Origin of the sequence: Alteromonas confluentis, assembly GCF_001757105.1 — a bacterium.
Classification (GTDB): Bacteria; Pseudomonadota; Gammaproteobacteria; order Enterobacterales; family Alteromonadaceae; genus Alteromonas; species Alteromonas confluentis.
This window is the reverse complement of record NZ_MDHN01000008.1, coordinates 37442-61768: the sequence shown is the minus strand read 5'-3', so window position 1 is coordinate 61768 and position 24327 is coordinate 37442. Positions and strand designations below refer to the sequence as shown.

At 48.7% G+C, this 24327-nt stretch carries 23 protein-coding genes; 11 read left to right on the top strand and 12 right to left on the bottom strand.

Annotation, left to right across the window (positions count from 1 at the left end; translation table 11 throughout):
• Positions 1-68: 68 nt before the first annotated feature.
• Complete coding sequence (locus tag BFC18_RS03430) at positions 69-1265, bottom strand: putative manganese transporter (RefSeq protein WP_139138937.1); 1197 nt, start codon at positions 1263-1265, stop codon at positions 69-71.
• A gap of 124 nt (positions 1266-1389) precedes the next feature.
• Between BFC18_RS03430 and BFC18_RS21575 the strand changes: the two genes are divergently transcribed.
• The 7 genes from BFC18_RS21575 to BFC18_RS03400 all read left to right on the top strand — a co-directional run bounded on the left by BFC18_RS21575 (position 1390) and on the right by BFC18_RS03400 (position 5191).
• A complete protein-coding gene (locus BFC18_RS21575; protein ID WP_170826556.1) occupies positions 1390-1728 on the top strand; it encodes a hypothetical protein in 339 nt (112 codons plus the stop codon).
• Positions 1729-1748: 20 nt separating this feature from the next.
• Positions 1749-3128 (top strand): class II fumarate hydratase, encoded by a 1380-nt coding sequence (locus BFC18_RS03425; RefSeq protein WP_070123795.1) that lies wholly within the window; start codon positions 1749-1751, stop codon positions 3126-3128.
• A gap of 222 nt (positions 3129-3350) precedes the next feature.
• Entirely contained in the window at positions 3351-3704 is a 354-nt protein-coding gene (locus tag BFC18_RS03420; RefSeq protein ID WP_070123794.1) for a hypothetical protein, read from the top strand.
• A complete protein-coding gene (locus BFC18_RS03415) occupies positions 3697-4167 on the top strand; it encodes a hypothetical protein (protein ID WP_070123793.1) in 471 nt (156 codons plus the stop codon). The genes BFC18_RS03420 and BFC18_RS03415 overlap by 8 nt, the downstream gene beginning before the upstream one ends.
• A 12-nt stretch (positions 4168-4179) precedes the next feature.
• Positions 4180-4392: a hypothetical protein gene (locus BFC18_RS03410; protein ID WP_070123792.1), complete on the top strand. Its 213-nt coding sequence runs from the start codon at positions 4180-4182 to the stop codon at positions 4390-4392.
• Between the two features lies 1 nt (position 4393).
• On the top strand, positions 4394-4876 hold the full coding sequence (sodN, locus tag BFC18_RS03405; RefSeq protein ID WP_070123791.1) for a superoxide dismutase, Ni: 483 nt from the start codon (positions 4394-4396) through the stop codon (positions 4874-4876).
• Entirely contained in the window at positions 4877-5191 is a 315-nt protein-coding gene (locus BFC18_RS03400) for a S26 family signal peptidase (protein WP_070123790.1), read from the top strand.
• Here BFC18_RS03400 and BFC18_RS03395 read toward each other — a convergent pair.
• The 6 genes from BFC18_RS03395 to BFC18_RS03370 all read right to left on the bottom strand — a co-directional run bounded on the left by BFC18_RS03395 (position 5182) and on the right by BFC18_RS03370 (position 14641).
• Complete coding sequence (locus tag BFC18_RS03395) at positions 5182-6174, bottom strand: glycosyl transferase family protein (RefSeq protein WP_070123789.1); 993 nt, start codon at positions 6172-6174, stop codon at positions 5182-5184. The genes BFC18_RS03400 and BFC18_RS03395 overlap by 10 nt on opposite strands.
• Positions 6158-7048: a uroporphyrinogen-III C-methyltransferase gene (gene cobA / locus BFC18_RS03390; protein WP_070123788.1), complete on the bottom strand. Its 891-nt coding sequence runs from the start codon at positions 7046-7048 to the stop codon at positions 6158-6160. The genes BFC18_RS03395 and cobA overlap by 17 nt, the downstream gene beginning before the upstream one ends.
• Complete coding sequence (locus BFC18_RS03385) at positions 7041-9812, bottom strand: nitrate reductase (RefSeq protein WP_070123787.1); 2772 nt, start codon at positions 9810-9812, stop codon at positions 7041-7043. Before BFC18_RS03385 ends, cobA begins: the two co-directional genes overlap by 8 nt.
• 27 nt (positions 9813-9839) lie before the next feature.
• On the bottom strand, positions 9840-10193 hold the full coding sequence (gene nirD / locus BFC18_RS03380; RefSeq protein ID WP_211481008.1) for a nitrite reductase small subunit NirD: 354 nt from the start codon (positions 10191-10193) through the stop codon (positions 9840-9842).
• 11 nt (positions 10194-10204) lie between these two features.
• The gene (nirB, locus tag BFC18_RS03375; protein ID WP_070123786.1) at positions 10205-12748 is read right to left on the bottom strand and encodes a nitrite reductase large subunit NirB; all 2544 of its coding nucleotides are present in this window, start codon (positions 12746-12748) and stop codon (positions 10205-10207) included.
• A 327-nt stretch (positions 12749-13075) separates the two neighbouring features.
• Positions 13076-14641: a SulP family inorganic anion transporter gene (locus BFC18_RS03370; RefSeq protein WP_070123785.1), complete on the bottom strand. Its 1566-nt coding sequence runs from the start codon at positions 14639-14641 to the stop codon at positions 13076-13078.
• 416 nt (positions 14642-15057) lie between these two features.
• Between BFC18_RS03370 and BFC18_RS03365 the strand changes: the two genes are divergently transcribed.
• Together BFC18_RS03365 and BFC18_RS03360 are read left to right on the top strand one after the other, a co-directional pair.
• On the top strand, positions 15058-15489 hold the full coding sequence (locus BFC18_RS03365; RefSeq protein WP_070123784.1) for an OsmC family protein: 432 nt from the start codon (positions 15058-15060) through the stop codon (positions 15487-15489).
• 106 nt (positions 15490-15595) lie between these two features.
• Entirely contained in the window at positions 15596-15865 is a 270-nt protein-coding gene (locus BFC18_RS03360; protein ID WP_070123783.1) for a hypothetical protein, read from the top strand.
• Between the two features lie 67 nt (positions 15866-15932).
• On the opposite strand, the gene cynS is transcribed toward BFC18_RS03360, so the two are convergent.
• The 3 genes from cynS to BFC18_RS03345 are packed head-to-tail and all read right to left on the bottom strand — an operon-like array spanning position 15933 to position 19019.
• Positions 15933-16382, bottom strand: coding sequence for a cyanase (gene cynS, locus BFC18_RS03355; RefSeq protein ID WP_070123782.1), 450 nt, complete (start codon positions 16380-16382; stop codon positions 15933-15935).
• A 19-nt stretch (positions 16383-16401) separates the two neighbouring features.
• On the bottom strand, positions 16402-18117 hold the full coding sequence (locus BFC18_RS03350) for a bifunctional protein-serine/threonine kinase/phosphatase (RefSeq protein WP_070123781.1): 1716 nt from the start codon (positions 18115-18117) through the stop codon (positions 16402-16404).
• Positions 18118-18149: 32 nt separating this feature from the next.
• Positions 18150-19019, bottom strand: a complete 870-nt coding sequence (locus BFC18_RS03345) for a formate/nitrite transporter family protein (protein WP_070123780.1) — start codon at positions 19017-19019, stop codon at positions 18150-18152.
• Between the two features lie 463 nt (positions 19020-19482).
• Between BFC18_RS03345 and BFC18_RS03335 the strand changes: the two genes are divergently transcribed.
• Positions 19483-20781 (top strand): nitrate regulatory protein, encoded by a 1299-nt coding sequence (locus BFC18_RS03335; RefSeq protein ID WP_070123778.1) that lies wholly within the window; start codon positions 19483-19485, stop codon positions 20779-20781.
• A gap of 20 nt (positions 20782-20801) precedes the next feature.
• Here the strand turns inward: BFC18_RS03335 and BFC18_RS03330 are convergent, their stop codons facing one another.
• A complete protein-coding gene (locus BFC18_RS03330; protein ID WP_170826554.1) occupies positions 20802-21446 on the bottom strand; it encodes a phosphatase PAP2 family protein in 645 nt (214 codons plus the stop codon).
• 206 nt (positions 21447-21652) lie between these two features.
• Here BFC18_RS03330 and BFC18_RS03325 point away from each other — a divergent pair, with 206 nt between their 5' ends.
• The gene (locus BFC18_RS03325; RefSeq protein WP_070123777.1) at positions 21653-22585 is read left to right on the top strand and encodes an AEC family transporter; all 933 of its coding nucleotides are present in this window, start codon (positions 21653-21655) and stop codon (positions 22583-22585) included.
• A 106-nt stretch (positions 22586-22691) separates the two neighbouring features.
• On the opposite strand, the gene BFC18_RS03320 is transcribed toward BFC18_RS03325, so the two are convergent.
• A complete protein-coding gene (locus BFC18_RS03320; protein ID WP_070123776.1) occupies positions 22692-24314 on the bottom strand; it encodes a carboxylesterase/lipase family protein in 1623 nt (540 codons plus the stop codon).
• Positions 24315-24327 lie beyond the last annotated feature (13 nt).

Genomic DNA, 24327 nt, shown 5'->3' with positions numbered 1-24327 from the left:
GCATAATAGATCTACATCACACCAATTGCAAATAATAATCATTATTATTTGCAATTGGTGTGCACAACTCATTCAAACAGGAAGTAATAGCCGTAACCAACAATAATGGCGGGCACCGCTGAATAAACCGTGGCGAGTAACGCCGCTTTGGGAGACAGGGCAATAGCAGGAAACAGCGCATCACCGTCGTTGCTTATCGCATTACCCAGTTGAGCAGAAAAAGGCACAGCCCCTTGCAAATATAAGCTTGTCACCAAAATCTGTGGCCCGCATCCTGGTAAGAAGCCAATAAGGATTGCAGCACCTACGGTAATGGCTCCAGCAGAATCGAACAATCCAACCAGATCAATGTTCAGAAAGTGCACCGTAAGCTCGAACATTAAAAAAGCCACAACTACCCACGACAGTACAAACTGTGTATCAAGCGCAGCCTTCTTCTGCCAGGTTTCAGGAGGCTCTGGCGGCTCTTCTCCGGCAACCGATTGATAACCGGTTCCGCTATTACAAAATGACCACAGCAAGATAGCCGATGCGCCCAATACCGTACCAAGCAGGTTAATGGTTTCATCAGCTATGCCGAAATGAATCCATGCCGCGATTTGCAGTGCCATACAAAGCGCAATAGCAAAAGCAGGCGCAATGCTCCAAAACCAGAACCGGGTAACTAAACGCACAATGCGTTTGTGGAATGGCGTGAGTTTGCTACTCTGGCTACGAGACTTAGACACGTTGATGACGTCTTCGTGCTTGCCTTTGTAATTATGAAACTTCCTTACTACCAGCCCCGACAATGTCCCCACTACGACACTGATTGCCATTACCAGAAGACCATCTGCGGGCGATTGTGCCAGCAGCAAGAATGCTGCATCGCCCATGGTGCTAGTGAGCACAGCAACCACAGCACCGAAGCTCACCGCCCCTTTTGTGTACTGCGTAACAACGACAATGGCGCCACCACATCCAGGCAGTGCTCCAAGTAAAGCGGCACCGCCCACTTCTAACCATGAATGCTGCTGTAACCTGGAAAATGCACTTTCCAGATTGAGTCTTTCTGACAAAAAGTAATACAGCGCCATAGACACATATACGAATGCCGCAACCTGGTAAAACGCATCGGCTAAAACGGCCATCGTAATATTTCTGGTCGATGGGAGTGCAAGTAGCGTAAGCAATACAAACGGGAATATAAGCCGCTTGTTTCTCCACACTACGTGCTGCTGAATTCCCTGGCTCATCATTTGCCCACGTGAGGATAGTGTTGTCATGTTAGATCCATGAATTACTGATTAAGAATTAACTCTAATTGCGACACAAACATAATGCAAATCATTCTCATTAAGATTTATGTGTGTATACTGAGCCTTCATTTCAAAATCGGAGGTAATGGCCTTGGGTAATCCGTGCAAATTCGATTTTCATCAGATAGCTGATGTAACCACCGTAGTTAAAACAGGCAGCCAACCTGATGAGCCTGAACATCTCACTACCTTTGTGACCTTGTGGCGGGAATATGCAGAGCTGCATCCCCAGACAAGAGTATTCAGTTATCTCAGGTGTGCAGACATTCTTCTACAAGTTTCCAGAGACCAAAAGCTGCCTCTGCATTGGCGTCAACAATGCGCCAACGCTATCCATAAGCCGTTTTACCTTGCTTGCCGATTTGCAACTTCTTCATACCAACTCACACAAGTCAGGGCTTTTCAGGCCAGACTTTCTCTCACTAATTGATACCCGTTAAGGACATAATGATGACAACGACAAGAGTAGAAAAAGACAGCATGGGTGAACTGCAAGTGCCCGAAAGTGCCCTTTATGCCGCACAAACGCAGCGCGCAGTAAATAACTTCCCGGTCAGTGGGCAACGTATGCCCGAAGCGTTTATCAGAGCATTAATACTGGTGAAAAAAGCGGCCAGCCGGGCAAATCTCTCTTTGGGAGAACTCGACGCAGAGCGAGCAAATGCCATTTGTCGGGCCTGTGACGAACTCATCGAAATGGAAGATCTAATGGGCCACTTCCCTGTTGATGTCTATCAAACTGGCTCAGGCACCAGCACCAACATGAATGCGAATGAAGTGATCAGTACGGTGGCCTCTTCACATTCCGTTGAAAAAGTGCACCCAAATGATCATGTCAATTATGGCCAAAGCAGTAATGATGTGATCCCAACAACGATTCATGTCAGTGCTGCCATCGCACTTCAGGAAGATGTTCTACCCTCTCTGCGTCATCTGGCGGCGACCATTGCAGAAAAAAGTCACCGCGTGAAAGACTACTGCAAAACTGGCAGAACACACCTTATGGACGCCATGCCTATTCGCATGGACCAAAGCTTGTCAGGATGGCATGCACAAATTGAGCAACAAATTAGCACTTTGGAATCGCTACAACCGGCACTTCAAAGCTTAGCGCAAGGCGGTACTGCCGTTGGCACGGGCATTAACGCGCACCCTGATTTTGCATCTGCCTTCAATCAGGAGCTCTCAACAATTACCGACATCAACTTTACGCCGGGCACTAATCTTTTCGCCCTTATCGCGTCGCAAGATACTGCGGTATCGGTGTCGGGAGCGCTTAAGTCTACCGCCGTCAGCCTTATGAAAATAGCCAATGATTTGCGGTGGATGAACTCGGGTCCGTTGGCAGGTTTAGGTGAAATCGCCCTACCGGCATTACAACCAGGATCTTCAATTATGCCCGGAAAAGTAAATCCGGTAATTCCGGAGTCCGTTGCTATGGCCGCTGCTCAAGTCATCGGTAACGACACTGCCATCACCATTGGTGGTCAATCTGGTAACTTCGAACTTAACGTCATGCTTCCACTGATTGCGCATAATTTGCTGAACAGTCTCACGCTTATTGCAAACTCTGCAAAAATCCTCGCCGATAACGCCATTGCCGGATTTACCGTGAACCAGGAAAATCTCGAAGCATCACTTGATCGTAATCCAATTCTGGTAACCGCACTCAACCCGGTTATCGGCTATAACGCAGCGGCTGAAATTGCCAAGAAAGCCTATAAAGAGGGCCGCCCAGTTGTGGATGTCGCAGAAGAGATGACAGACATTTCGCGGGAAGAGCTCAAGAAACTCCTCGACCCACGCAAGTTAACCGGAACTGCGGTTTAATTCGCGTTTTTAAAGCCGCAGTCATCAGCAACGCCAGGCCCCTGCCCTGGCGTTGCTAACACTTTTTTGAAAAAACAAAACCCCTGTTCCTTTCCCCCAACGTATAACCATTCAAAAAGATGCAAATAATAACAATTATCATTTGCACTCGTGAAATATCAGCGCTATGGTTAATCCAAGTGAAGCAGTTATCAATAATGCCAACAACATAAGGATGCCTCAGTGAAGATCACCTACTTATGTCAGAAACACGCGGAATGGGTGTATAGCCACCCTGAGCAGGCTATTCACTACTTAGCCAGGGATGAATATCAAGGCAGCATGCTTTTTTATGACGCGCACTACAGAGAAGCCATTGCTTACCTCGGTTGTGCTTTCGATATTTGCGTCATCTTGCTTGAAGTTGATGGCGGCGAAAATGATGTGCTTAAAGACAAGATGGAGAGCCTCGCCAGACAGCTAAGCCATGCCTACTTCAAACTTGGCCTCGAGGATTACCAACAGGGCATTTTGATGAGAAGTAGAGAGGCCCTGCAAACCGGCTCATATATCAGAGAGGCAGTGCTTCATGCGTGACCTGAGTAATGTGAGCGAAATGAACACGGCGTGTAGCAACGCTTATCGCGATTGGGAACAGGTCATTATTGCGGCGAACAGAGACTACGAAATTGATGCTTATAACATGGCGCGTATGCGCTATCTCAGTGCCATCTCAATTGCAAATTCAATGATAGAAATTGCGCCCTGCGCTCGCCCTGTTGTGGGAGCATTACTGGTGAGTTACCACAACCTGGCCGATCTTTTCGAGCGATTGAAGCAACAGGGTGAAGCCGCCAAACTGCACCAGACGTTGCAAACACATATTCATAAATTAGCTTACCAGTTTCCGGATTCACCAGTTTTGTGTTGGGGACAGAGAATTGCTTGTGAACAGCTTTACCTTTTCCAGCAACGCAATGATGACCCGGCCCTGTTTAACACAAATCAAAACATAAGCCCTGTCAAAACCGGACTTTCATCCACTTCGAACCTTCACTAATAGGAGTTTTATATGTTCAGTAGCCGTTCCATAAAAACCGTGATTGCGTTGGCAATCAGTTTGTTTAGCCCTGTTCTATGGGCGCATGCCGGCCACGACCATAATCATTGGACAAGTACATTTCTGCACGTGCTTTTCTATGCCTCATTGTTTGCAGCAGCCTGTGCATGCGGTTTTGCCGTGTACAAAGCCGTAAAACGAAATCAGCATATTCAGGGAGAGTAAAATGTTACATAACGTGCTTAAAAAAATGGATGCATTAATTCCTGTGGAGCGCGCCAGTGCGCATTGTGATATTCCTTGCAAAATATACGATCCAGTCAGCGCACAATTAGCCGCGTTGAGCGTGATTCGTTTGCTTGATTTGATCAACGAGGTTGATGAAGGCAACACAGCGCAACTTATTCGACTGGTGCAGGAAAAAGAAACCCACGCCGAGAAAGTGAAGCATGAAATCCGTATCATTTGGGGTGATTACTTTAAAGCGCCGCAAATTGAGAAATTCCCCGATGTTCACGAACTGGTTCACAAAATCATGATGACAGGATCAGCGTGTAAGCAAACGGTCTCCCGGGAAAAAGGCGCAGAGCTTTTGCAATTGGTTAATCAGTTCTCAGAATATTTCTGGGCAACCAAAGACGTTGAAACCTACGTGGTCACTTCCCCTTACCCGCCTGCGGAACAAGTGGTCTATCCGGTATTAAAATAAATGCTGAAGCTCTTCAAGGTTAGCGGCTGTAGTATGGAACCTACGTTGCCCGCGGGCACGTTTGTGTTAGTGCGCCGCATACTCTTTGGCTACCCAAGAGTTAACGACCTTGTTGTTTTTCGCTGTGCGCTAAGAGGCATAATGGTGAAGCGGGTTCTGAGCACAGAACCCGGTTTAGGTATGTATATGGCAGGTGACAATATTGCTGAGTCGATCAGTTGCGAAGACATTGGCTGGGTTCACCGGAATCAAATTCTCGGTAAAGTTATCTGGCAAAGTCAGCGAACAAACGTGGTGGATAGCGTTCAGAACTGAAACGGTAGCGCCGCTTTGTCTCGTTGTTCCCACATGCTGCGAGCCTGCAATTTAGCTTCATCCTGGCTTTGCGCTTCTGACAGCATAAGGTAAGCAACCAGGGTTGCATGTACTGCCTGAGCACCATATTGGTGCTCGATATCGCCCCGCCAGAACGCCAGCATATCGTCGATGTCCATTTCACGGTCTTTCATTGCCCACTTCTCTGTCATTTCCGGCAGTACTGGCATTTCCGTTTCACCAAGCCGTGTAATGAACAGTTCCGTAGGACGTTCACTGTTTACCTCGGGATCACCGCCATCGCCACGGAAACACAGTGAAGCGTAATCGCGAAAGGCTTCATTCACATGTCGATGTTTGTGGTCGAGGTGCATGTGGTAAACCCCTTGCACACAGTAAGGCGCAGCCGTTGGATTGAGCAAACGTGCAAGGGTGTTCGCGCATGACCGCAAACCAAAAAATTCCCGCAGTTTTATAAGCGTATTCAATGGCGGAAGTACAATACCTAAATCCAGATACGTAACACCCTGAGTATCAAGCTGAGACTTGGCGGCCGAGGCAGATTCAACCGCAGGTAAGCCTAGCGTAGGTAAGACATGGCTTGCATAAAGCCGGCCTGAGCCGGGTTCGTGGGCGCCGTGCAAAAAGACCTTTTTCCCAGACTTTGCCAGCAAGGCAGCAGACAACAAATACCAGGGTAATTGCCGGCGTTTACCAGCGTAACAGCCTATATCTACTTGCGGTTTTAGTGCTTTGATTTCTGCAGGTATGAGCTCGTGACAAGCGCGTACAAAGCCAATGACTTCGTCGGGCGTTTCTTCCCGGGTACGCAATAACATTAGGAAAGCGCCGCGCTGGTCGCCGGTAACTTCCCCGGCGAGCAACATTTTCATCGCGGTGAACGCCTCTTCCTGTGTGAGACTGCGACTGCCTTTCTGACCTTTACCGATTATTTTAATGTACTGACTAAATTCCTGCGACATGAGAAACCTGCTGGAGAAGCGCTGGTGAGACCTGTTGACGAGACTTTACCACCTCGCCAAAGATCAGCAAAGCGGGACCTTGCAGATTTGCCGCTGAAACAGATTCAGCTATAGAAGAAACAGTGGAAGTGACTACCTGCTGGTTGGGCGTGCAGGCATTTTCTATCACTGCCACCGGAAACGTTTCGCGTATACCGGCGGAGATTAACTCATCACTGATACGCTTGAGGCGCGACAACCCCATGTAAATCACAACGGTTTGGCGTTGCATGGTTTCGGCCAGCGCCGGCCAATCTGGCATTTTGTCCTGATCTTTAAAACTGGCAGTGGTAAACGTAACCGATTGCGCGCAGTCACGCTCGGTTAGCGGAATACCGGTGTAAGCTGATGCCCCCGAGGCAGCAGTGATGCCTGGTACGATGGCAAATGGAATTCCCGCCGCCTCAAGAGCCTGCGTTTCCTCGCAGGTACGAGCAAAAATAGCCGGGTCACCGCCTTTCAGGCGAACCACGTTTAAACCCGACGCCGCCAGTTCTACAACACGCTTACAAATGTCATCCTGATGCATGGAATGCTTGCCTGCGCGCTTGCCCACAAATTCCGTTTTCACATGGCGAGGAATTTCAGCAATGACCGATTTATCCACCAGCCAGTCAAACAACACGATGTCGGCTTGCTGTAAGCACTTCCAGGCTTTAATGGTAAGTAGTTCTGCATCGCCCGGTCCTGCGCCAATAATGTAAACCTGTCCTTGTTGCTTACCGCTTTGGGCTGTTTGAGCATCATTTCGATGCGCCACATCATGCTTGTTAGCAAACGACACACGCTTACGGAAAAACAGTTGCGGCAACTTGTTAATGGCTAAATTAATCATAGGTAACAACCTCTTCGGTAAGGGCTACGGCAGCAGTGAGCACGGGCTGACGTTGCAGAATTTGTTTTAGCTCGGGCTTACACGAGCCACAGTTGGTACCGCATTTTAGTTTTTCACCTAGCGCTTCTACTGAACACGCGCCTTCGGCAATGGCGACTTCAATGGACTTTTCACGCACACTGAAGCAGCTACAGACCAGCTTTCCGTTAAGGAAAGCTTCGTCAGGCTGTCCGCGCAGCAAGCTAGCTTGCAGTTCAGCGTCTATCGCATCTTTTTGTAAACAGTCGTCCAGCCATTCGTCCGGTAATGCTGGAAAGTCTTCAGCTAACCACAAGCCAAACTGAAGCTGTTTGTCGTGGGTGGCTAACACCACTAAACCATTGGCACTTTGCATCATGGTGAGCACCCATGCCTGAGGCAAAGCCCCACGGAGTAAACGGGCCATTGTGGGTACATCCCGATTGCTGGCCACACGCAGCGTTGAACCACCGTCTAGTACCGATTTTGCCCAGTAGTCAAAATGTTCACTGACAATATTGAGCTTGCTGTCGTCGGCAATGATCATCTGTCCGTGCAGTTCGAAATTGGCCGGCGTAAGGTTTACCGCACCGTGCTTCAGTTCTGGCTGGCCAGACAACGGATCGTGTGCCCCATTGAACAGTGCACCAAGGGTAATATTTGAACCCCAGCTTGCTGACCAATGGATGGGCGCAAAACAGGTTTTACGACGCAGTTGCGCATCTTCAACCACTGGCAAAATGACCGGTTCGCCGGTGTTACAGGCGCTGTCCAGTGCCACTAAACTGTTCACTTCAATACCCAATGCTTCTCTGTCTTTGGGATGCAGAGCAAGGGTTGCATGAGGCGCATGTTTAAGTAACTTTGCTGCTTTTCCGGTTCGAGTCATGGTGTGCCACTGGTCACGGCTTCGGCCGGTATTAAGCACAAATGGAAATTCAGCAGAGGTTTGTTGTTCAGGGAGTCGCGGAGTTATAGCAATAAAACGGGCTTTACCATCGGCAGTAAAGTAATGGCCGTTTTCAAACATGCGCGCCGTGCCGGTTTTGGCAGCATCTGTAACCGGCCATTGCACTGGGCGCAAGTTGTCGTACTCAGCGACAGAGATATGGTTAAAGGCAGACAAATTAAGTGCCCGTTCACGGTCGTTTTCAAATGCCGTTAACTGCGCATGTTCACGAAAGATGTCTGCTGGGTGTTGATAATTAAACGCACTTTCGAAACCAAGTTTTGCTGCCACCAGGCTGATTGCCTGCCAGTCATGCTTGGCTTCGCCCGGCGGGGTGAGTAAGCCTCGCTGGCGTGATATACGTCTTTCTGAGTTAGTTACTGTCCCGTTCTTTTCAGACCAGCCGGTGGCCGGTAAGGTAATATGGGCATATTTCAATGTATCGTTTTTCTGAACGATATCAGACACCACCACCATTTCGCATTTGCTCAGGGCCGCTTCAACCTCAGAGCGGTTGGGCATACTTACCACAGGGTTAGTTGCCATTATCCAGACAAACTTCACCTTGCCTTCGTTAATACGTTTGAACAGGTCAACGGCTTTAAGGCCGCCCTTTTCAGCAATGGTCGGCGCATCCCAGAAACGCTGAACACGTTCTCTGTGTTCTGCATTTTCGATATCCATGTGCGCAGCCAGCATGTTTGCCAGGCCACCTACTTCACGTCCACCCATGGCGTTAGGCTGACCGGTAATCGAGAATGGACCACTACCTGCTTTACCAATTTTTCCCGACGCCAGGTGGCAGTTGATAATGGCGTTGCCTTTATCCACACCGCTGTTTGACTGATTAATACCCATGGAGAAAAACGTGATGGCACGCTCGCTGTTTAAGAATAGCGAGTAGAAAGCTAACACTTCGTGCTCAGGAATGTCGCACTGCTTTGCCACTTCGCTAACCGAATAGTCAGCAGCCGCTTTCAGTGCGTCGGTAAAACCGTTTGTCGATGCCTGAATAAACGCGTTATCCAACGCATCGTTTTCGGCAATAAATGTGAGTAACCCGTTGAACAGAACAGCATCGGTACCTGGCTTTAACGCAATATGAAAATCGGCCAGGGTGGCAGAATCGGTAGCCCGGGGATCGACTACCACTACCTTCATATCTGGATTACGGCGCTTAGCTCGTTCCATTCTCTGAAACAATACCGGATGGGTCCACGCCGCGTTACTGCCGGTGAGAATGAGTAAGTCGGTTTGCTCCAGATCGTCATAATTACAAGGTACGATATCTTCACCGAATGCACGCTTGTAAGCACCCACAGCAGAAGACATACACAAGCGCGAATTGGTATCGATATTCGCGCTGCCGACATACCCTTTCATCAGCTTGTTTGCTACATAGTAGTCTTCTGTCAGTAATTGCCCAGAAACATAAAGAGCAACGGCATCGGGGCCGTGGGTTTTAATCACACTCACCATTTTTTCTGCAATAGCGGTGGTGGCTTCATCCCAACTTGCACGTTCTCCATTGATAGCTGGGAACAATAAACGACCGTTTTCACTATTGGTATCGAGCAGGTTGGTGCCTTTCACACACAAGCGACCAAAGTTGGCCGGATGCTCCGGCGTACCTGTCAACGACGTAAGTACGGTATTACCGGCTTCCTGCTGCATGGTAATATCCACACCACAACCCACGCCGCAATATGGACAGGTTGTCTGCGCAAGGGAAGGCACACTTTCTGTCGACACGGGAACCGGCTTAACCGGGATAATGTGAGTAGGGGTATGATTCATGAACGCGACCTCAACACTGTCAGAATTTTAAAGTGCAACCAGCACCCGACCATCATCGATGCGCACATCGTAGGCGCTGAGGCTTACTTCGTCATTTTCCAGACAACGTCCGGTGACCAGTGAATAGTGCTCTTTATAAAGTGGGGAGGCGACAACAGGCTCGCCGCCAAGAGAACCGACAATTCCACGATACATGACGTTAGCCTTGCCGATTGGGTCCCAGTTTGACACCGCGTAAACCGTGATGCCATCTTTGTTTTTCAGTGTGAAAATAGCCACTTGCTGTTCGTCAATCAGCGCGCATACACCGCTGTTTTTAACCAGGTCGCTTTCTTCACAGATATCGTGCCATTGTTGAGTCATTTCTGCTGTTGCCTGCATTGTTGTTCTCCTTAAACCAGTTCAACCGGGATGCGTGATGCACCCGCAATTTTTTCAGCTTCAGTAGCCGGGCGAATTTGACCACGTTCGTCTACAAACTGAATATTGCTGTCGATGGCTTTGCTGTTCACAAACTGACGGAAACGCTTGCGGGCCTCCGGTGATTCAATGGTGGTTTTCCACTCACACTGGTAAGCGTCTACAACCAGTTGCATTTGTGCTTCAAGCTCGTCACAAATGCCCAGTGAATCATCGATAACCACTGATTTCAGGTAATCCAGACCGCCTTCCAGATTTTCCATCCAGACAGAAGTACGTTGTAAACGGTCGGCGGTTTTCACATAGAACATCAGCACACGGTCGATGTATTTCACCAGCGTTTCGCTGTCGAGGTCGGTAGCAAAGAGGTCTGCGTGACGCGGTTTCATACCACCGTTTCCGCAAACATAGAGGTTCCAACCATTTTCGGTGGCAATAACGCCAATGTCTTTACCTTGTGCCTCTGCGCACTCACGGGTACAGCCAGAAACAGCAAATTTGATTTTATGCGGGGCACGTAACCCTTTGTAGCGGTTTTCTAGATCGATGGCCTGCCCTACAGAATCCTGAACACCGTAACGACACCAGGTGCTACCTACACAAGATTTTACGGTACGTAGAGATTTAGCGTAGGCATGACCGGTTTCAAAACCACCCGCTACCAGTTTTTCCCAGATATCAGGTAACTGCTCTACACGTGCGCCGAACAAGTCGATGCGTTGACCGCCGGTAATTTTGGTGTAAAGACCGTATTCTTTGGCGATTTCGCCAATCAGAATGAGTCCTTCAGGTGTAATTTCACCACCTGGAACACGAGGTACAATCGAGTAAGTACCGTCTTTCTGCATGTTACCCAGGTAGGTATCGTTGGTATCTTGTAACGGCAGGTTGTTCTGAGTAAGAATATAGTCGTTCCAAACCGAAGCCAGCACCGAGCCTACAGCGGGCTTACAAATATCACAGCCTAAACCTTCACCATGCTTTTCGAGCAGTTCATCAAAGCTGTGGATTTCTTCCACTTTAACCATGTGATACAGCTCTTGGCGGGTATAGTTGAAGTGCTCACAAATGGCTTTAGAAACTTCTACGCCACGCTTCTCCAGTTCGCCGTCGACCACGTTTTTCAGCAGTGCCGCACAGCCACCACAGCCGGTTGCAGCTTTAGTGCAGGATTTCACTTCACCTACGCTACAGCAGCCGCCGTCGATAGCCGCAGTAATATCCCCTTTAGAGACGTTGTGGCACGAACAAACGGTGGCGGTGTCAGGCAGTGCGTCTGCTCCCAGGGCTGGCTTCTCGCCGGCAGATGGCAAGATTAACGACTCGGCATGTTCAGGAATATCAATGTCGTTCAGGCTATATTGAAGCAGTGTATCGTAGTCACTGGTGTCACCCACCAGCACAGCACCGATCACTTTCTTCTGTGCACCATCAACGATGAGGCGCTTGTAAATACCTTCTGGCTGGTTGTGATAGGTGTAGCTCAAGCTGCCCGCTGTGCGGCCGTGGGCATCACCGATGGAACCTACGTCAACGCCCATCAGCTTCAGCTTAGTACTCATATCAGCACCGGCGAATTCCAGATCGCCACCAGTAATATGAGAAACGGCAGTCCGCGCCATTGAGTAACCCGGAGCAACCAAGCCATAAATGCGGCTTTCCCACAGTGCACATTCACCAATAGCATATACGTTTGGATCTGAAGTCTGGCACTGGTTATTAATGATAATACCGCCACGCTCGCCAACATCGAGACCCGCTAGGCGACCTAATTGATCGCTGGGGCGAATACCGGCAGAGAAGAGAATCATGTCGGTTTCCAGCGCGCTGCCATCGGCAAATGCCATACGATAACGTGCTTCTTCACCTGCTTCGATAACCTGTGTCGCCTTTTGCGTGTGAACAACCACGCCGAGATCTTCAATTTTATTGCGCAGCAGATCACCACCTGCTTCGTCGAGCTGAACCGCCATAAGTTGAGGTGCAAATTCAACTACATGGGTTTCGAGGCCGGCTTGTTTTAATGCATTCGCCGCTTCAAGTCCGAGCAGACCACCGCCCACGACCACACCGGTTTTACTTACCGCAGCAGAGGCTTCAATGGCCTCGAGATCTTCAATGGTACGGTATACCAGACAGTGTTCCTGGTCGTTGCCCGGAATTGGTGGAACAAAAGGATAAGAACCAGTAGCCAATACCAGCATGTCGTAATGGAACGTGCCCTGCGCCGTGCTGACAGACTTATTATCACGGTTAATTTCAGTCACCATGGCGTCGGTGTAATATTTCACGCCCCAACTGTCGTAAGTGGCTTCATCAGTCATAGCCAGATCTTCAGCGCGACTGCCGCTGAACCACGATGATAAATGAACACGGTCATAAGCCAGACGTTTCTCACCGCTCAGTACGGTGATTTCGCAGTTTGCGTTGCTGTTTACCAACTGCTCGACGAAATGGTGACCGACCATGCCGTTACCGACAATGACGATTCGCTTGCTAGTCGTTGATGCTGTCATTTCTGAACCCTTATTCTGAGCCATAAAAAAAGCCCACTTTCAGTGAAAACTGAAGGTGGGCTTCTTTGCCTGTTTCGCACTAAACGTGCACAAAATTTTTCTGCATCAGGTTTTTGCTGCTAAAGCGGAGAACACGCTATAGAGCAGCTTGCGTTACCTGACATTGATACCGGTGGTATCAGTATGATTACTACTTTGCACTAACAGTGCCAATTTTTTCAGCACCACATTTCAATAACTTAGGGCGTTAGCCAAAGGGTTCCCCGAGACAAGGCGCACTATCGAAATGCATTTGCACCATAAACATGCAAAGTGTCGGTATCAATCTCAGCCTAATTTGTCTGTTGCTATACGATAACGAGGATCTTCGTTAACGTTAATTTCAACAAACTTATCGGCTTTCTTGAGCAATCCCCGACATTCCTCACTAATGTGACGAATATGCAGTTTCTTGCCTTGCTGTTCGTATTTATCAGCCAGGCTGTCCAGCGCATCAATACCGGAGGAATCCCAGATACGGCTGTTATTAAAATCAATGACGACATGCTCGGGATCACCGGCCACATCAAACATCTCTTTAAAATGATGAATTGAGCCGAAGAACACGGGGCCGCGTAGTGTATACACTTTCCAACCGTCTTCATCGATATGGGTTTTGGCTTCAATGTAGCGGGCCGCTTTCCAGGCGAATACCAACGCAGACACAATCACACCTACCACAACCGCAATAGCCAGGTCGGAGATAACCGTCACCGCAGTAACCAGGAACAGGACAAACGCGTCTTCTTTATTTACGCCACGAATAATGCGGAATGATGCCCACTCAAACGTACCGATAACTACCACGAACATCACACCCACCAGCGCCGCCAGCGGAATCATTTCGATAAGGGGAGCGGCAAACAAAATGAAGCCCAGTAGCACGACGGCCGCAGTAATGCCCGACAAGCGGCCACGACCACCAGAATTAATGTTGATCATCGACTGACCAATCATGGCACAACCACCCATGCCACCAAAGAAACCGTTTACGGTGTTCGCCACACCCTGACCAATACATTCTTTGTTACCACGGCCACGGGTGTCGGTGAGTTCGTCAATCAATGTCAGCGTCAGCAACGATTCAATCAGACCAACCAGACACAGGATCACTGAAGTAGGCAGGATAATCATCAATGTATCCCAATTCAGTGGCACCATAGGAATAGCAAATGACGGCAGTTCACCGGCCAGGGTGGCCGTGTCTTTCTGATCGGCAGGCAACAAGTCTCGCACAAAATCGATAACCGTGCGGGCTTCAAGGTCAAGACCATGCACCAGAAGTGTGATGGTAACGATGGCGACCAGCGACGCGGGTACCGCTTTTGTTAGCTTTGGTAGCAGATAAATAATGGCCATGGTGAGCGCAGTAAGGCCTAACATGATGTAAAGCATGGTGCCTTGCATCCACTCCAGGCCACCGGTGACGCTCTGTACTTTAAACTGACCTAACTGGGCCAGGAAGATAACAATGGCAAGACCATTCACAAAGCCCAACATTACCGGATAAGGCACCAGTCGGATGAATTTGCCAAGACGGAAGATACCGCACAATATCTGCAAGATACCGGCTAGAATGACCGCTGCAAATAAGTACTGCACGCCATGTTGCGCCACCAGCGCCACCATGACCACGGCCATCGCACCGGTTGCGCCGGAAATCATTCCCGGGCGACCGCCAATGGCAGAGGTAATTAGGCCCATCATAAAAGCTGCGTACAAACCAATCATTGGTTCAACGCCCGCTACGAATGCGAAGGCTACCGCTTCTGGTACCAAGGCCAGCGCAACAGTAATGCCAGACAGCACATCATTTTTTATGTTGCTGTCTTTGCTATTTATCAGATCAAACATAGGTGTCCAACAGGTTGTGTGATTTAAACAGTGTGGTTAAAAATCGGTCGGCGATTCTATCACCATGCCTCATTAAAATCTTTTAACAAAATGTTAAAAGTCACTTAAGAAAACCAACTGATGTTATGCAAAAGGTACAACGATGCTGTAACGGTTACAGTCGCTCCGAAGAAAGGACCTGACACATCGCCGGCTAAAAAACGCGCCCATGTTTCTTTTTCCCATACGCCACAGGGGCTAGAAGCGAAGCCGATTTTATCATTTTGATCCGGCATGGTCGCTGCATTGACTCTTCTTAACACCTAATCAAACGATTGTGACAACAACATTGAAACCGGTTTACAACTTAACATGAAGTATTAACGATAATACTCAGCTGTGCCGGTTTTCTCACTCATTACGCAAAGGGAGTCATTATGGCTATTGTAAAAACAGGTTCAGCGCATTATCAGCCTTTAGGTAAAGACGGTAAAGGCCACGTAAGTTTAGGAAGTGGTGCATTAAGTGATCAACCTTACGGATTTAATACACGCTTCGAAGATAAATCTGGTACTAACCCAGAGGAATTAATTGCCGGTGCGCACAGCAGTTGTTTCGCCATGGCACTTTCATTTGCACTTTCAGATGCAGGTTACAGCGAAGGCGAGTTAAAAGTTGATGCTGCCGTTACCTTAGAAAAAGACGGAGACGGCTTTAAGGTATCTCAGTCTGCATTGACACTGGAAGCAAAAGTTAGCGGAATCGACGAGGACAAGTTCGCCGAAATAGCCAATGGTGCAAAGCAGAACTGTCCAATTTCCAAGCTTCTCAACGCAGACATTACTTTAGATTACACACTATCAAATTAACTTAGTGTAATAAACGCTTCAACACTCCGGTTAGTCTGTTACAGCATTGCAATTCTGCCCGCAGCATTGCAGACTATGCGCTTTTGACAGGCTTTCCGGAGTTAACGTGATTGCATATTTACTTGCCGCCGTCGCTATCATTATCGCTTTTATTATCAATTGGGTAATGCCATTGCCGCTGTGGCGTGCAACCCTTACCTCCTCAATTGCTATTTTTGCAGCTACCACACTTGGACTGCTGTTTTTGCCACTGGGCGTAGATGCCGAACCGGAACAAGTTCGCAGTTGGGTACTTTCAATTTTACCGTTGCTAGGGTTCTTCTCAATTTTGATATCAGTGTTTGTTGGCTGGTTTTTGCATGTGGTGAGAAAATAGAAAAATGGGGCATGCTGAACATGCCCCTAAACCTCTGGAGTTATCCTCCGAGGGAACACAAGATTGTTTAGTAGGTTTTGTAAGGCAGGAATTTTCCAGACATCACCACTTTCACCCTATCCCCTTTCGGGTCTGGTTCGCGGGTTAAATCCATTTCGAAATCGATAGCACTCATAATGCCATCACCAAACTCCTCATGAATGAGTTCTTTTAACGTTGTGCCATACACATTCACCAATTCGTACCAGCGATAAATCAATGGATCGGTAGGTACGGCTGTAGGCAAAGAGCCTTTGTAAGGTGCTATTTGAAGCCACGCAACGGCCTCCTCAGATAAATCGAACAACGCGCCTACGGCTTCAGCCTGGATTTTCGTCATGGCCATCTGCCCCAAACAAGCTGCCGTACTCCATTCTTTTGACTCACCAATCACTTCGGCGGCCTGGGACCATTTGATTTGTTTGCTCACTTTGGCGCTCATAATCATGGCGGTGACTTGCTGTCTGTCAGTAATCATTGGTTGCTCCATTTTCAGGTTATTGGAATTTCTCAAAGAGAAGAAATAGCACCAGGCATAACAACACCGCACTTACCCCCTGCCAAAAAGCAACGGGATTACGCTTTACTAGTGGCGGGCGCTCGCGGCGCAAAAATGCTGGATTAGGATGATGAAGTTCGTGTATGAATTCCGACAATACGTTGTAACGTTTTACCGGATTGGGTTGTAGCGCCCGCTTCAACGTGTGATCAAGCCAGAAAGGAATGCTTCGGTCGGCATCGAGGACACTGGCGTACTTCAATTTGCGCTGAGCGGTGACGCTACGGCACTTCGCCACATCAATTCCATAAGGATACCGCCCGCTCAGCATGTAGTAGGTCATAACCGCTAAAGAGAACTGATCTGAATACTCGCTCCCTGCCTGACCAAGAAAATACTCCGGTGCGGCGTAAATAGCGGTGCCAGGCACCACGTCTTCACTGTCGATAAACTCGTTAATGCCCGCCACTGACGCCGCCCCCAAATCAATCAAGGTAACGGCACTGTGTTCGTTTATCATGACATTTTCAGGGCGTAAATCTCTGTGCAACACGTCTTTTCGGTGCAGCGCCATTAATGCGCGCGCCACCTGCTCAATGATGAGGCGAACGGTGTCTAAATCCGGTTGTGGGTTGTCTTCCAGCCATTGCGCCAGTGATTTACCCGCCACGTAATTCGTTACGCTATAGAAGGCCGTTTTGGCAAAGCGTTGCTCTGGCGCCCCCACCACATAGCGAGATTTCACCCGGCGAGCTATCCACTCTTCCATTCTGAATGCATCGAGATGCGCTTCCTGACCGGCCATTTCAATAGATGGCGCTTTGACCACCACCTGCTTGTTTGAAATCGTATCCTTCACGAGATAAACGTGACTACGGGCGCTGCTATGCAGCACTCTTAATACATCAAACTGGTCAATTTTATTACCCACTTCCAACACAGGCGGAATAGGTAATTCATCAATGCCGGTAATTATCTGTAAAGTTTGCTGCAACGGCACGTCATTTACCCAAACCACCTGGGCCGTAAGATTATCGGTGCTGCCGTTACCGAACGCGGTTTCCACCAACATTTGAGCAGCGAGTTCAGGGGCATCCCGATTACCGTGGACAATTTGACAGATTGCCCCATCATCAACGTGTTCATAAACGCCATCGGTCATTAGAATGAAGCAATCTCCCTGCGCCGTGCGACGACTACTCACATCAATTTTTACGTCGTGATGCACACCAAGGGCATTTGCTAAATAGTGCTGTTGGCTGTTTACATACTCTCGGTGTTCATGGGTGAGTTGCTCAAGCACCCTACCCCGTAACCGATAAATTCGGGCATCCCCCAGGTGGAAACTGTGCACGAGATCATGTTTAAAAATAAGCGCGCTGAAGGTGCACACATAACCTTTATCTGGTTCGCCAGCAAACTGTGAGTTGTGCGTTTGCCCGAGCAGCCAGCGGTTAACGGCCTTTATAACCTGTTCTGCCGCTTTGGGAACTGACCAGGTATCAGAGGTACAAAAGTAATCTTCGAGGAATTGTTTAACTGAAACCTGACTGGCGATATGACTAACGGAACTGGTGCTGATGCCATCGGCCAGTGCAACGGCTGCCCCTTTGAAGGTGAGCAAGTCGCCCGCGGGAAGCCTGAATCCATAGCTGTCTTGGTTTTCAGGCTTTTCGCCGGCACTCGAAAATTGTCCAATCGATAACTTAAGCATAGAAAAGCCGGCCTTTCGGCCGGCTCCTGTCTTTATACTAAAGCAGGTTTTGAGTCGTCGTCAGAAGACGCAGACACTGGAGCAGATTGCGCTGCCAGTTTACGTTTTGGTGCAGTGCGATAATGCGTGGTGTAAAGCGTTAAGCCAGTAAATGCCAGACCACCAACCAAGTTACCCAGCGCAGTTGGGATTTCGTTCCACAGGAAGTAATCCATGATAGAGAAATCACCGCCCATGATCAGGCCAAACGGGAACAGGAACATGTTAACCACGGAGTGCTCAAAGCCCATGAAGAAGAACAGCATGATAGGCATCCACATAGCCAGTACTTTACCACTTACCGACGTAGAAACCATGGCACCTACTACGCCCAGAGATACCATCCAGTTACACAGCATGCCGCGAATGAAAATGGTCAGCCAGCCTTCCATACCATATTGTGCATAGCCCAAGGTTCGCGCTTCACCAATGCCAGACACTTTAGTCGCAATAGCGCCGCCGTCGGTGTTGTAGCCCATGGTAAAGATAAAAGACATCAGGAACGCTACGGTTAGTGCACCGGCAAAGTTGCCGCAGAAAACCAGACCCCAATTACGGAAAATCTGTGACCAGGTAACACCGGGGCGTTTTGCCAACCAGGCCAATGGCGTAAGCATGAATACACCAGTCAGCAAGTCAAATCCCATCAGGTACAACATACAGAAGCCAACCGGGAACAGTACTGCTCCAATCAGAAACACACCGGTTTGAACCGCAATAGTAATGGCAAAAACCGCCGCCAGCGCCAAAATAGCACCTGCCATATAAGCACGAATCAGAGTATCACGGGTAGACATGTATATTTTGGATTCACCCGCATCTACCATCTTTGTTACAAATTCATTAGGAAGTAAGTAAGCCATTTTAATTACCTATTAATGTTTCAGGGTTAAGTAAATTGCTACTTACAACAAAATGCGGGCACAAAAAAACGCCCAACCATGCACCGTTTCCGATGTGGTATTGGACGTCATTATCCAAAATTACATTTTGTTGTACGCAACATTGCGTCGTCGGATATTCCAATACAATTTCAGGGCCATAAATAAAAACAAACTAAAATTCATCCAGTTAGAGAAAAATATAAATACTAAGACTATTTTACGTTTCCTTCCCTGCACCACAGAAAACCAACCAGCGCACCAATAAGATCCAGAATAGTGAAATAAAACGTCCACTTGCTCTGTGAATAGATGCAAGAGTAGTTTTCGTTCCGTTATAGCCCTTGTTATTCGCATATAAGGTAAACCTGTTTAATACTGGAACGAGCTTTGCTACCATTTAACCACACCGCAACGTCATTCAGACACCTTATCGGACACCACTATGGCTGTAATCAGTGACGCCACTAAGCGATTTCTGCTTGCTGCGAAACATGCCGAGATTAAAGCGCTCAATCAACTCGCCTCTAACTGTAAGCTCGTAACGTCAGTTAAAGATGTTATTCACCAACTGCAGCGAGAACGGGGGATCAGCAACATTTTCCTGGCCTCTGGCGGAGAGCGCTTCGAACAGCAACGTCTTCAACAAATCGAGGACAGCAATCAGGTTGAACAGAATTTACGAAGCTTACTTAAGTCGCTTTATATGAGTGGAGATGAAAGCGCAGCCAATATGCGCTTGCTGGTGAGCATTAGCATGGCTCTGCAAGGGCTCGATAACTTATCTTCGTTGCGCGAAAAAATCGGTGTACAGGATCTAACCTCACTTGAATCCACACAAGCCTATTGTCGTCTTATCAGCGGGCTTTTATCGGTGATTTTCGAAGCCGCTGACGTCGCCAGCGACCCTGATATCACACGCCAACTCGTGGCCTTATTTAATTTTCTTCAAGGGAAGGAATTTTCAGGGCAAGAGCGGGCATGGGGTGCAATTGGCTTCGCCGAAACCCATTTCAGCGTGGGCTTGTGTGACAAACTGCATCATCTGCAAGAGGCGCAGCAGCACAGCTTTGATGTGTTTTCGGCTTTCGCAGAAAAACATGCTAATCAGCAATGGAAAACCATTGAATCCAGTCAAACCCAAGCTGATCTTGAGCGCCTTCGAGCAATGATCGACCAGCTTTCCGACGGCAGCCCTATAGACGGGCAACTCAGCGAAGTGTGGTACGACATAGCCACATCGCGAATAGACGCCATGCAAAGTGTTGAGGAACTGCTTACCGATCGACTAACTTCGCTGGCATCAGCACTGGTAGAGCGGGCAGATGCCGAGCTGAAAAACCATCATAAACGCATCAAAACCCTCGAGCAGGAACCGGCGGCTTCTGGTACACCTCTCACCATGCTATTTGATCCGCAAATGCCTGGACTTAAAGGCTCAGAACCTTTTGGCGACGAAATTATAGCGAATGCAGAGAACCTGTCGGCCCATCGTTCTTTTTACGATTTGCTTTGTGAGCAGTCACAGCATATCAAGAAGATGTCCGTTGAGTTAGACGAAGCGCGCCAGGCCATTACCGATCAAAAATGTATCGATAGGGCGAAATTGCTGGTAATGCAACAGTGGGGCATGACTGAAGATCAGGCTTACCGGCGTTTACAAAAGACCGCAATGGATCAAAACTGTAAACTCATCGATGTGGCCGAAAGAGTAGTCAAAGCCACCAAAAAAGTAACAGCCTGAATCCCGGATTCGCCTTTATTTTATGCTGGTTTGCCCTGAGCAAGTTTGCTCATAAGCATACGACAGAGGCAGAACCAGCCTAAGCCAGCGCTCCAGCCAGCCAGAATGTCGGTGGGCCAGTGAACGCCTAGAAATACTCTGCTTATTCCCACCAGCATCACAATGATAACGGCAGTAACCACAAAGCAACGTTGTAAAATGCGCTCCTTAACTAAATGCAAAGCCAGGCTGATTAAACAGGCATAGGTCAATGAGGAGCTCATGGCATGTCCTGACGGAAAGCTGCTTGTATACACTTTCGTAATATGCGGCACCAATTCGGGGCGAGGTCGGTGAAATCCATACTTGAGCGCAAAACTTAATGCTATTCCGCTGATTACCGTTATCAAAATAAACAGGGCTTTATCCCGGTGTCCTTTTGCCGCACAAGTTATTGCCGCAAGCGCTGTAAGCAGTAAAAGAAACCAGTTACTTCCTAACGTAGTGATATCGCGAAAGTGCACTGCCAACCATTCCGGCCCTATTGGCCTGGCGGGATCAACGGCACTACGGAAATAGAGCATAGTGCTTTTATCCAGTGCGGGAATAGGTTGGTAATGGGTCCATACTGCCAGCAGCGAGAGTAATACAATGCTTGCCAGCAGCATTACACTATATCTGTTCATGTGCATTGCTTTGGGCTGAAAAGAGATAACAAATGTCCTGCGCGTTTTTTCCTTTATTCCCTTACAACGAACATTCAGATCCATCCATCACACAAGAATATGGGAATTGATTAAGCTGAATCAGCAGAGATAAGCCACGACAGTCACAGAAATGAATAGGCGAAAGTTGATATAATACATCTATTCCGACTTTCTTTGTGCCATGCATGTTCTCATTTATTACTTCCACGTTGCTACCCGTTCTCTTGCTATTGCTACTGGGCTGGCTGTTTTTCCGTATTAAATTGGTAGACGAAAACTTTGTTGAAACCGGCTCCAAGCTGGTTTTCAAAGTCGCACTGCCGGCGCTGCTGTTTCTGTCTATCAGTCAGGCTGACTTTAGTCATGCCGCCAACTTGCCTTTGATAGGTGTTGGTATGGCGGGAACACTCATTATGACGGCACTGCTGGTTATCGCGGCGCGCCAGACAGTACGCCCTTATCAGTCTCGGGGCGTAGTGGTGCAAGGCGGGTTTCGCGCCAATATGGGCATTATAGGTCTGGCGTATTGTGCCAACACCTACGGTCAGGATGGGCTGGCAGCGGCATCGGTCTATTTGGGCTGTATTACGATTCTGTTTAATATTCTTTCGGTGATGGTGCTGAACTTTTATCAACCCGGCAAGCGTTCGGTAATGGAGCAAGTAAAAGGCATCACCCGCAACCCGTTGATTATTTCTATTGTCATTGCGCTGCCGTTTTCCTATTTTTCCTGGCACCTGCCTGAGGTCGTTACCCGTACCGGTGAATACTTTGCACAGCTCACTCTGCCACTGGCACTGCTGTGCACCGGCGCATCACTGCAATTTCGCTCGTTCTCTGCCGATTGGTACAACATTACCTTAAGCACAATCAGCAAGTGTGTGTTGTATCCGGCACTCATGGTTGGCTTGGCCTATGCGGCTGGATTTACCGGCATGAGCCTTGGTATTGTTCTATTACTGTCGATTGCGCCAACCGCAGCAGCCAGTTATGTGATGGTACGCAGTATGGGCGGCGATCACCGCCTGGCAGCCAGCATTATTGCGGTATCAACACTGTTTTCTCTGCCGGTTACAGCGGTCGCTTTTGGTACCCTGAGCGCCTGGCATCTGGTGTAACGCAGTTTTGTGTCCAGTCACTAACGAACTGACTGGTTCTAACCCAAACAAAAAAAGCGCATCATTTCGCAATGATGCGCTTTTTATTTACCGATGATAATTCGACTTATTCAGTACCCGTAGATGCCTGAAACGCTTCAGTCGCACCTTGAACAGCATTCAGTCGCTCTGTCCATGGATCTTGGCCGTGTACAGCTTCGGCATCCATGTTGAAGTGCATCATGTTATGTTGCTCGCCATCGTAAGGCTTCCACTCTGGCAGTCTGGTCACATTCGGATCGCCATTTTCAATAAAGCTCACCACATAGCTAAATACCAGGTCTGCCGCAGCGGCATCTTTTTGGGTAAATTCGGGATATTTCACATCTTCCGTTTTAAAGAAAAATGGAATTTCCGCCGCATGGGGAGTGCCTTTTCCATCACGTACACTCTCTGCCACATAGTCATAGCGATACAAATAGGCGTTTTCGTCCATCTGTGTCATCTGTTGAGCGACAAAGCGAGCAGGCTCTTGCATTGTGAAGTCCTGGCCCACGCTGGCAACCAGTGTTTGCAAGTCGGCGCTTCCATCTGGATCGTATGCGTCGCGGGCAGCCTGAGCGAATTCACCAAAAGAAGCGAACAAAGCGTCTTTGTCAGGGAAATTTGCAAAGCCGATGTCCTGGCTGGTTGTGCCTACCATTACTGGCACTTTAGCCACTTTGCCTTCTTCCAGCATCGTTTGCGTTGCGCCCTGCACAATTTCACCATCGTTCACCGGGCCACCATAAGTGACTACGCCACCTTGCGGCATAAACAGCGCCATCAAATTCAAACCATCGACAACTTGCTCTTCAGGTAATGCGCGTAATGCAGCCAATGCCTCAGGGCCTGTGCCTTCGATGCCATGTTTTTCAGCGAAGTTCACACCAATCTGCTCCAGCGAAGGCTGACCATTGCTGCCTTTATCCAGATAACGCTCGCCCATCAAGGAACGGCCGCCACCCGACATAATGATTGCACGCTGGAAAGTGCCTCGCGCGCCAGGTGTTTGCATGAGGTTGTGCACCGAGCCGCCCCCAGCAGATTCACCCATAATAGTCACTTGACTCGCATCACCGCCGAACGCTTCAACGTTTTCCTGTACCCACTTCATCGCCGCGATCTGATCTTCAAAGCCATAGTTGCCCAGCGGGCCTTCTTTTGCAGCAGATAAGGCAGGATGTGCGAAGAAGCCAAAACGGCCTAAACGGTAGTTAAAGCTAACAAACACCACACCCGCACGGGCGAATTCACTGCCATCGTAAGTGGCTGGCGATGCACCGCCATTCACGTAGCCACCACCGTGGATCCAAACCACAACTGGGCGTTTACCCTCGCCTGACTGCGGCGCCCACACATTCACGTATAAGCAGTCTTCCGCAGGCTCTTTACCCAATGGAGCAGCATCACTTGGAAACGGTTTCTGCGCGCAGTCGTTGCCGTAGTCGGTAGTCGCTTTCACGCCATCCCATTCTGAAACCGGTTGTGGTGAACGCCAGCGATTTTCACCTACTGGCGGCTTAGCATAAGGAATGCCTTTGAAAACAAGAATGTCATCATCTTTCACCCCTTCAATGGTGCCATTGGCAATGGTGACCTGTGTGTCATTCATGGGCGCACTCGCTTCAGGCTTTTCTGCTGCCTGCTCACCACAGGCTGACAACATCACCGCGGCAATCGCTGACAAAGTAAATACACGTGTTTTCATAGCAACTTTCCTT

What these genes read in the sequence shown, in the direction of transcription:
- cynS (WP_070123782.1), bottom strand. Translation starts at nt 16,382, where the DNA reads ATGATTACTGACAGACAGCAAGTCACCGCCATGATTATGAGCGCCAAA.
- BFC18_RS03400 (WP_070123790.1), top strand. Translation starts at nt 4,877, where the DNA reads ATGCTGAAGCTCTTCAAGGTTAGCGGCTGTAGTATGGAACCTACGTTG.
- BFC18_RS03385 (WP_070123787.1), bottom strand. Translation starts at nt 9,812, where the DNA reads ATGAATCATACCCCTACTCACATTATCCCGGTTAAGCCGGTTCCCGTG.
- BFC18_RS03330 (WP_170826554.1), bottom strand. Translation starts at nt 21,446, where the DNA reads ATGAACAGATATAGTGTAATGCTGCTGGCAAGCATTGTATTACTCTCG.
- BFC18_RS03410 (WP_070123792.1), top strand. Translation starts at nt 4,180, where the DNA reads ATGTTCAGTAGCCGTTCCATAAAAACCGTGATTGCGTTGGCAATCAGT.
- BFC18_RS03395 (WP_070123789.1), bottom strand. Translation starts at nt 6,174, where the DNA reads ATGTCGCAGGAATTTAGTCAGTACATTAAAATAATCGGTAAAGGTCAG.
- sodN (WP_070123791.1), top strand. Translation starts at nt 4,394, where the DNA reads ATGTTACATAACGTGCTTAAAAAAATGGATGCATTAATTCCTGTGGAG.
- nirD (WP_211481008.1), bottom strand. Translation starts at nt 10,193, where the DNA reads ATGCAGGCAACAGCAGAAATGACTCAACAATGGCACGATATCTGTGAA.
- BFC18_RS03335 (WP_070123778.1), top strand. Translation starts at nt 19,483, where the DNA reads ATGGCTGTAATCAGTGACGCCACTAAGCGATTTCTGCTTGCTGCGAAA.
- BFC18_RS03350 (WP_070123781.1), bottom strand. Translation starts at nt 18,117, where the DNA reads ATGCTTAAGTTATCGATTGGACAATTTTCGAGTGCCGGCGAAAAGCCT.
- cobA (WP_070123788.1), bottom strand. Translation starts at nt 7,048, where the DNA reads ATGATTAATTTAGCCATTAACAAGTTGCCGCAACTGTTTTTCCGTAAG.
- BFC18_RS03320 (WP_070123776.1), bottom strand. Translation starts at nt 24,314, where the DNA reads ATGAAAACACGTGTATTTACTTTGTCAGCGATTGCCGCGGTGATGTTG.
- BFC18_RS03415 (WP_070123793.1), top strand. Translation starts at nt 3,697, where the DNA reads ATGCGTGACCTGAGTAATGTGAGCGAAATGAACACGGCGTGTAGCAAC.
- BFC18_RS03325 (WP_070123777.1), top strand. Translation starts at nt 21,653, where the DNA reads ATGTTCTCATTTATTACTTCCACGTTGCTACCCGTTCTCTTGCTATTG.
- BFC18_RS03365 (WP_070123784.1), top strand. Translation starts at nt 15,058, where the DNA reads ATGGCTATTGTAAAAACAGGTTCAGCGCATTATCAGCCTTTAGGTAAA.
- BFC18_RS03430 (WP_139138937.1), bottom strand. Translation starts at nt 1,265, where the DNA reads ATGACAACACTATCCTCACGTGGGCAAATGATGAGCCAGGGAATTCAG.
- BFC18_RS03345 (WP_070123780.1), bottom strand. Translation starts at nt 19,019, where the DNA reads ATGGCTTACTTACTTCCTAATGAATTTGTAACAAAGATGGTAGATGCG.
- nirB (WP_070123786.1), bottom strand. Translation starts at nt 12,748, where the DNA reads ATGACAGCATCAACGACTAGCAAGCGAATCGTCATTGTCGGTAACGGC.
- BFC18_RS03370 (WP_070123785.1), bottom strand. Translation starts at nt 14,641, where the DNA reads ATGTTTGATCTGATAAATAGCAAAGACAGCAACATAAAAAATGATGTG.
- BFC18_RS03425 (WP_070123795.1), top strand. Translation starts at nt 1,749, where the DNA reads ATGACAACGACAAGAGTAGAAAAAGACAGCATGGGTGAACTGCAAGTG.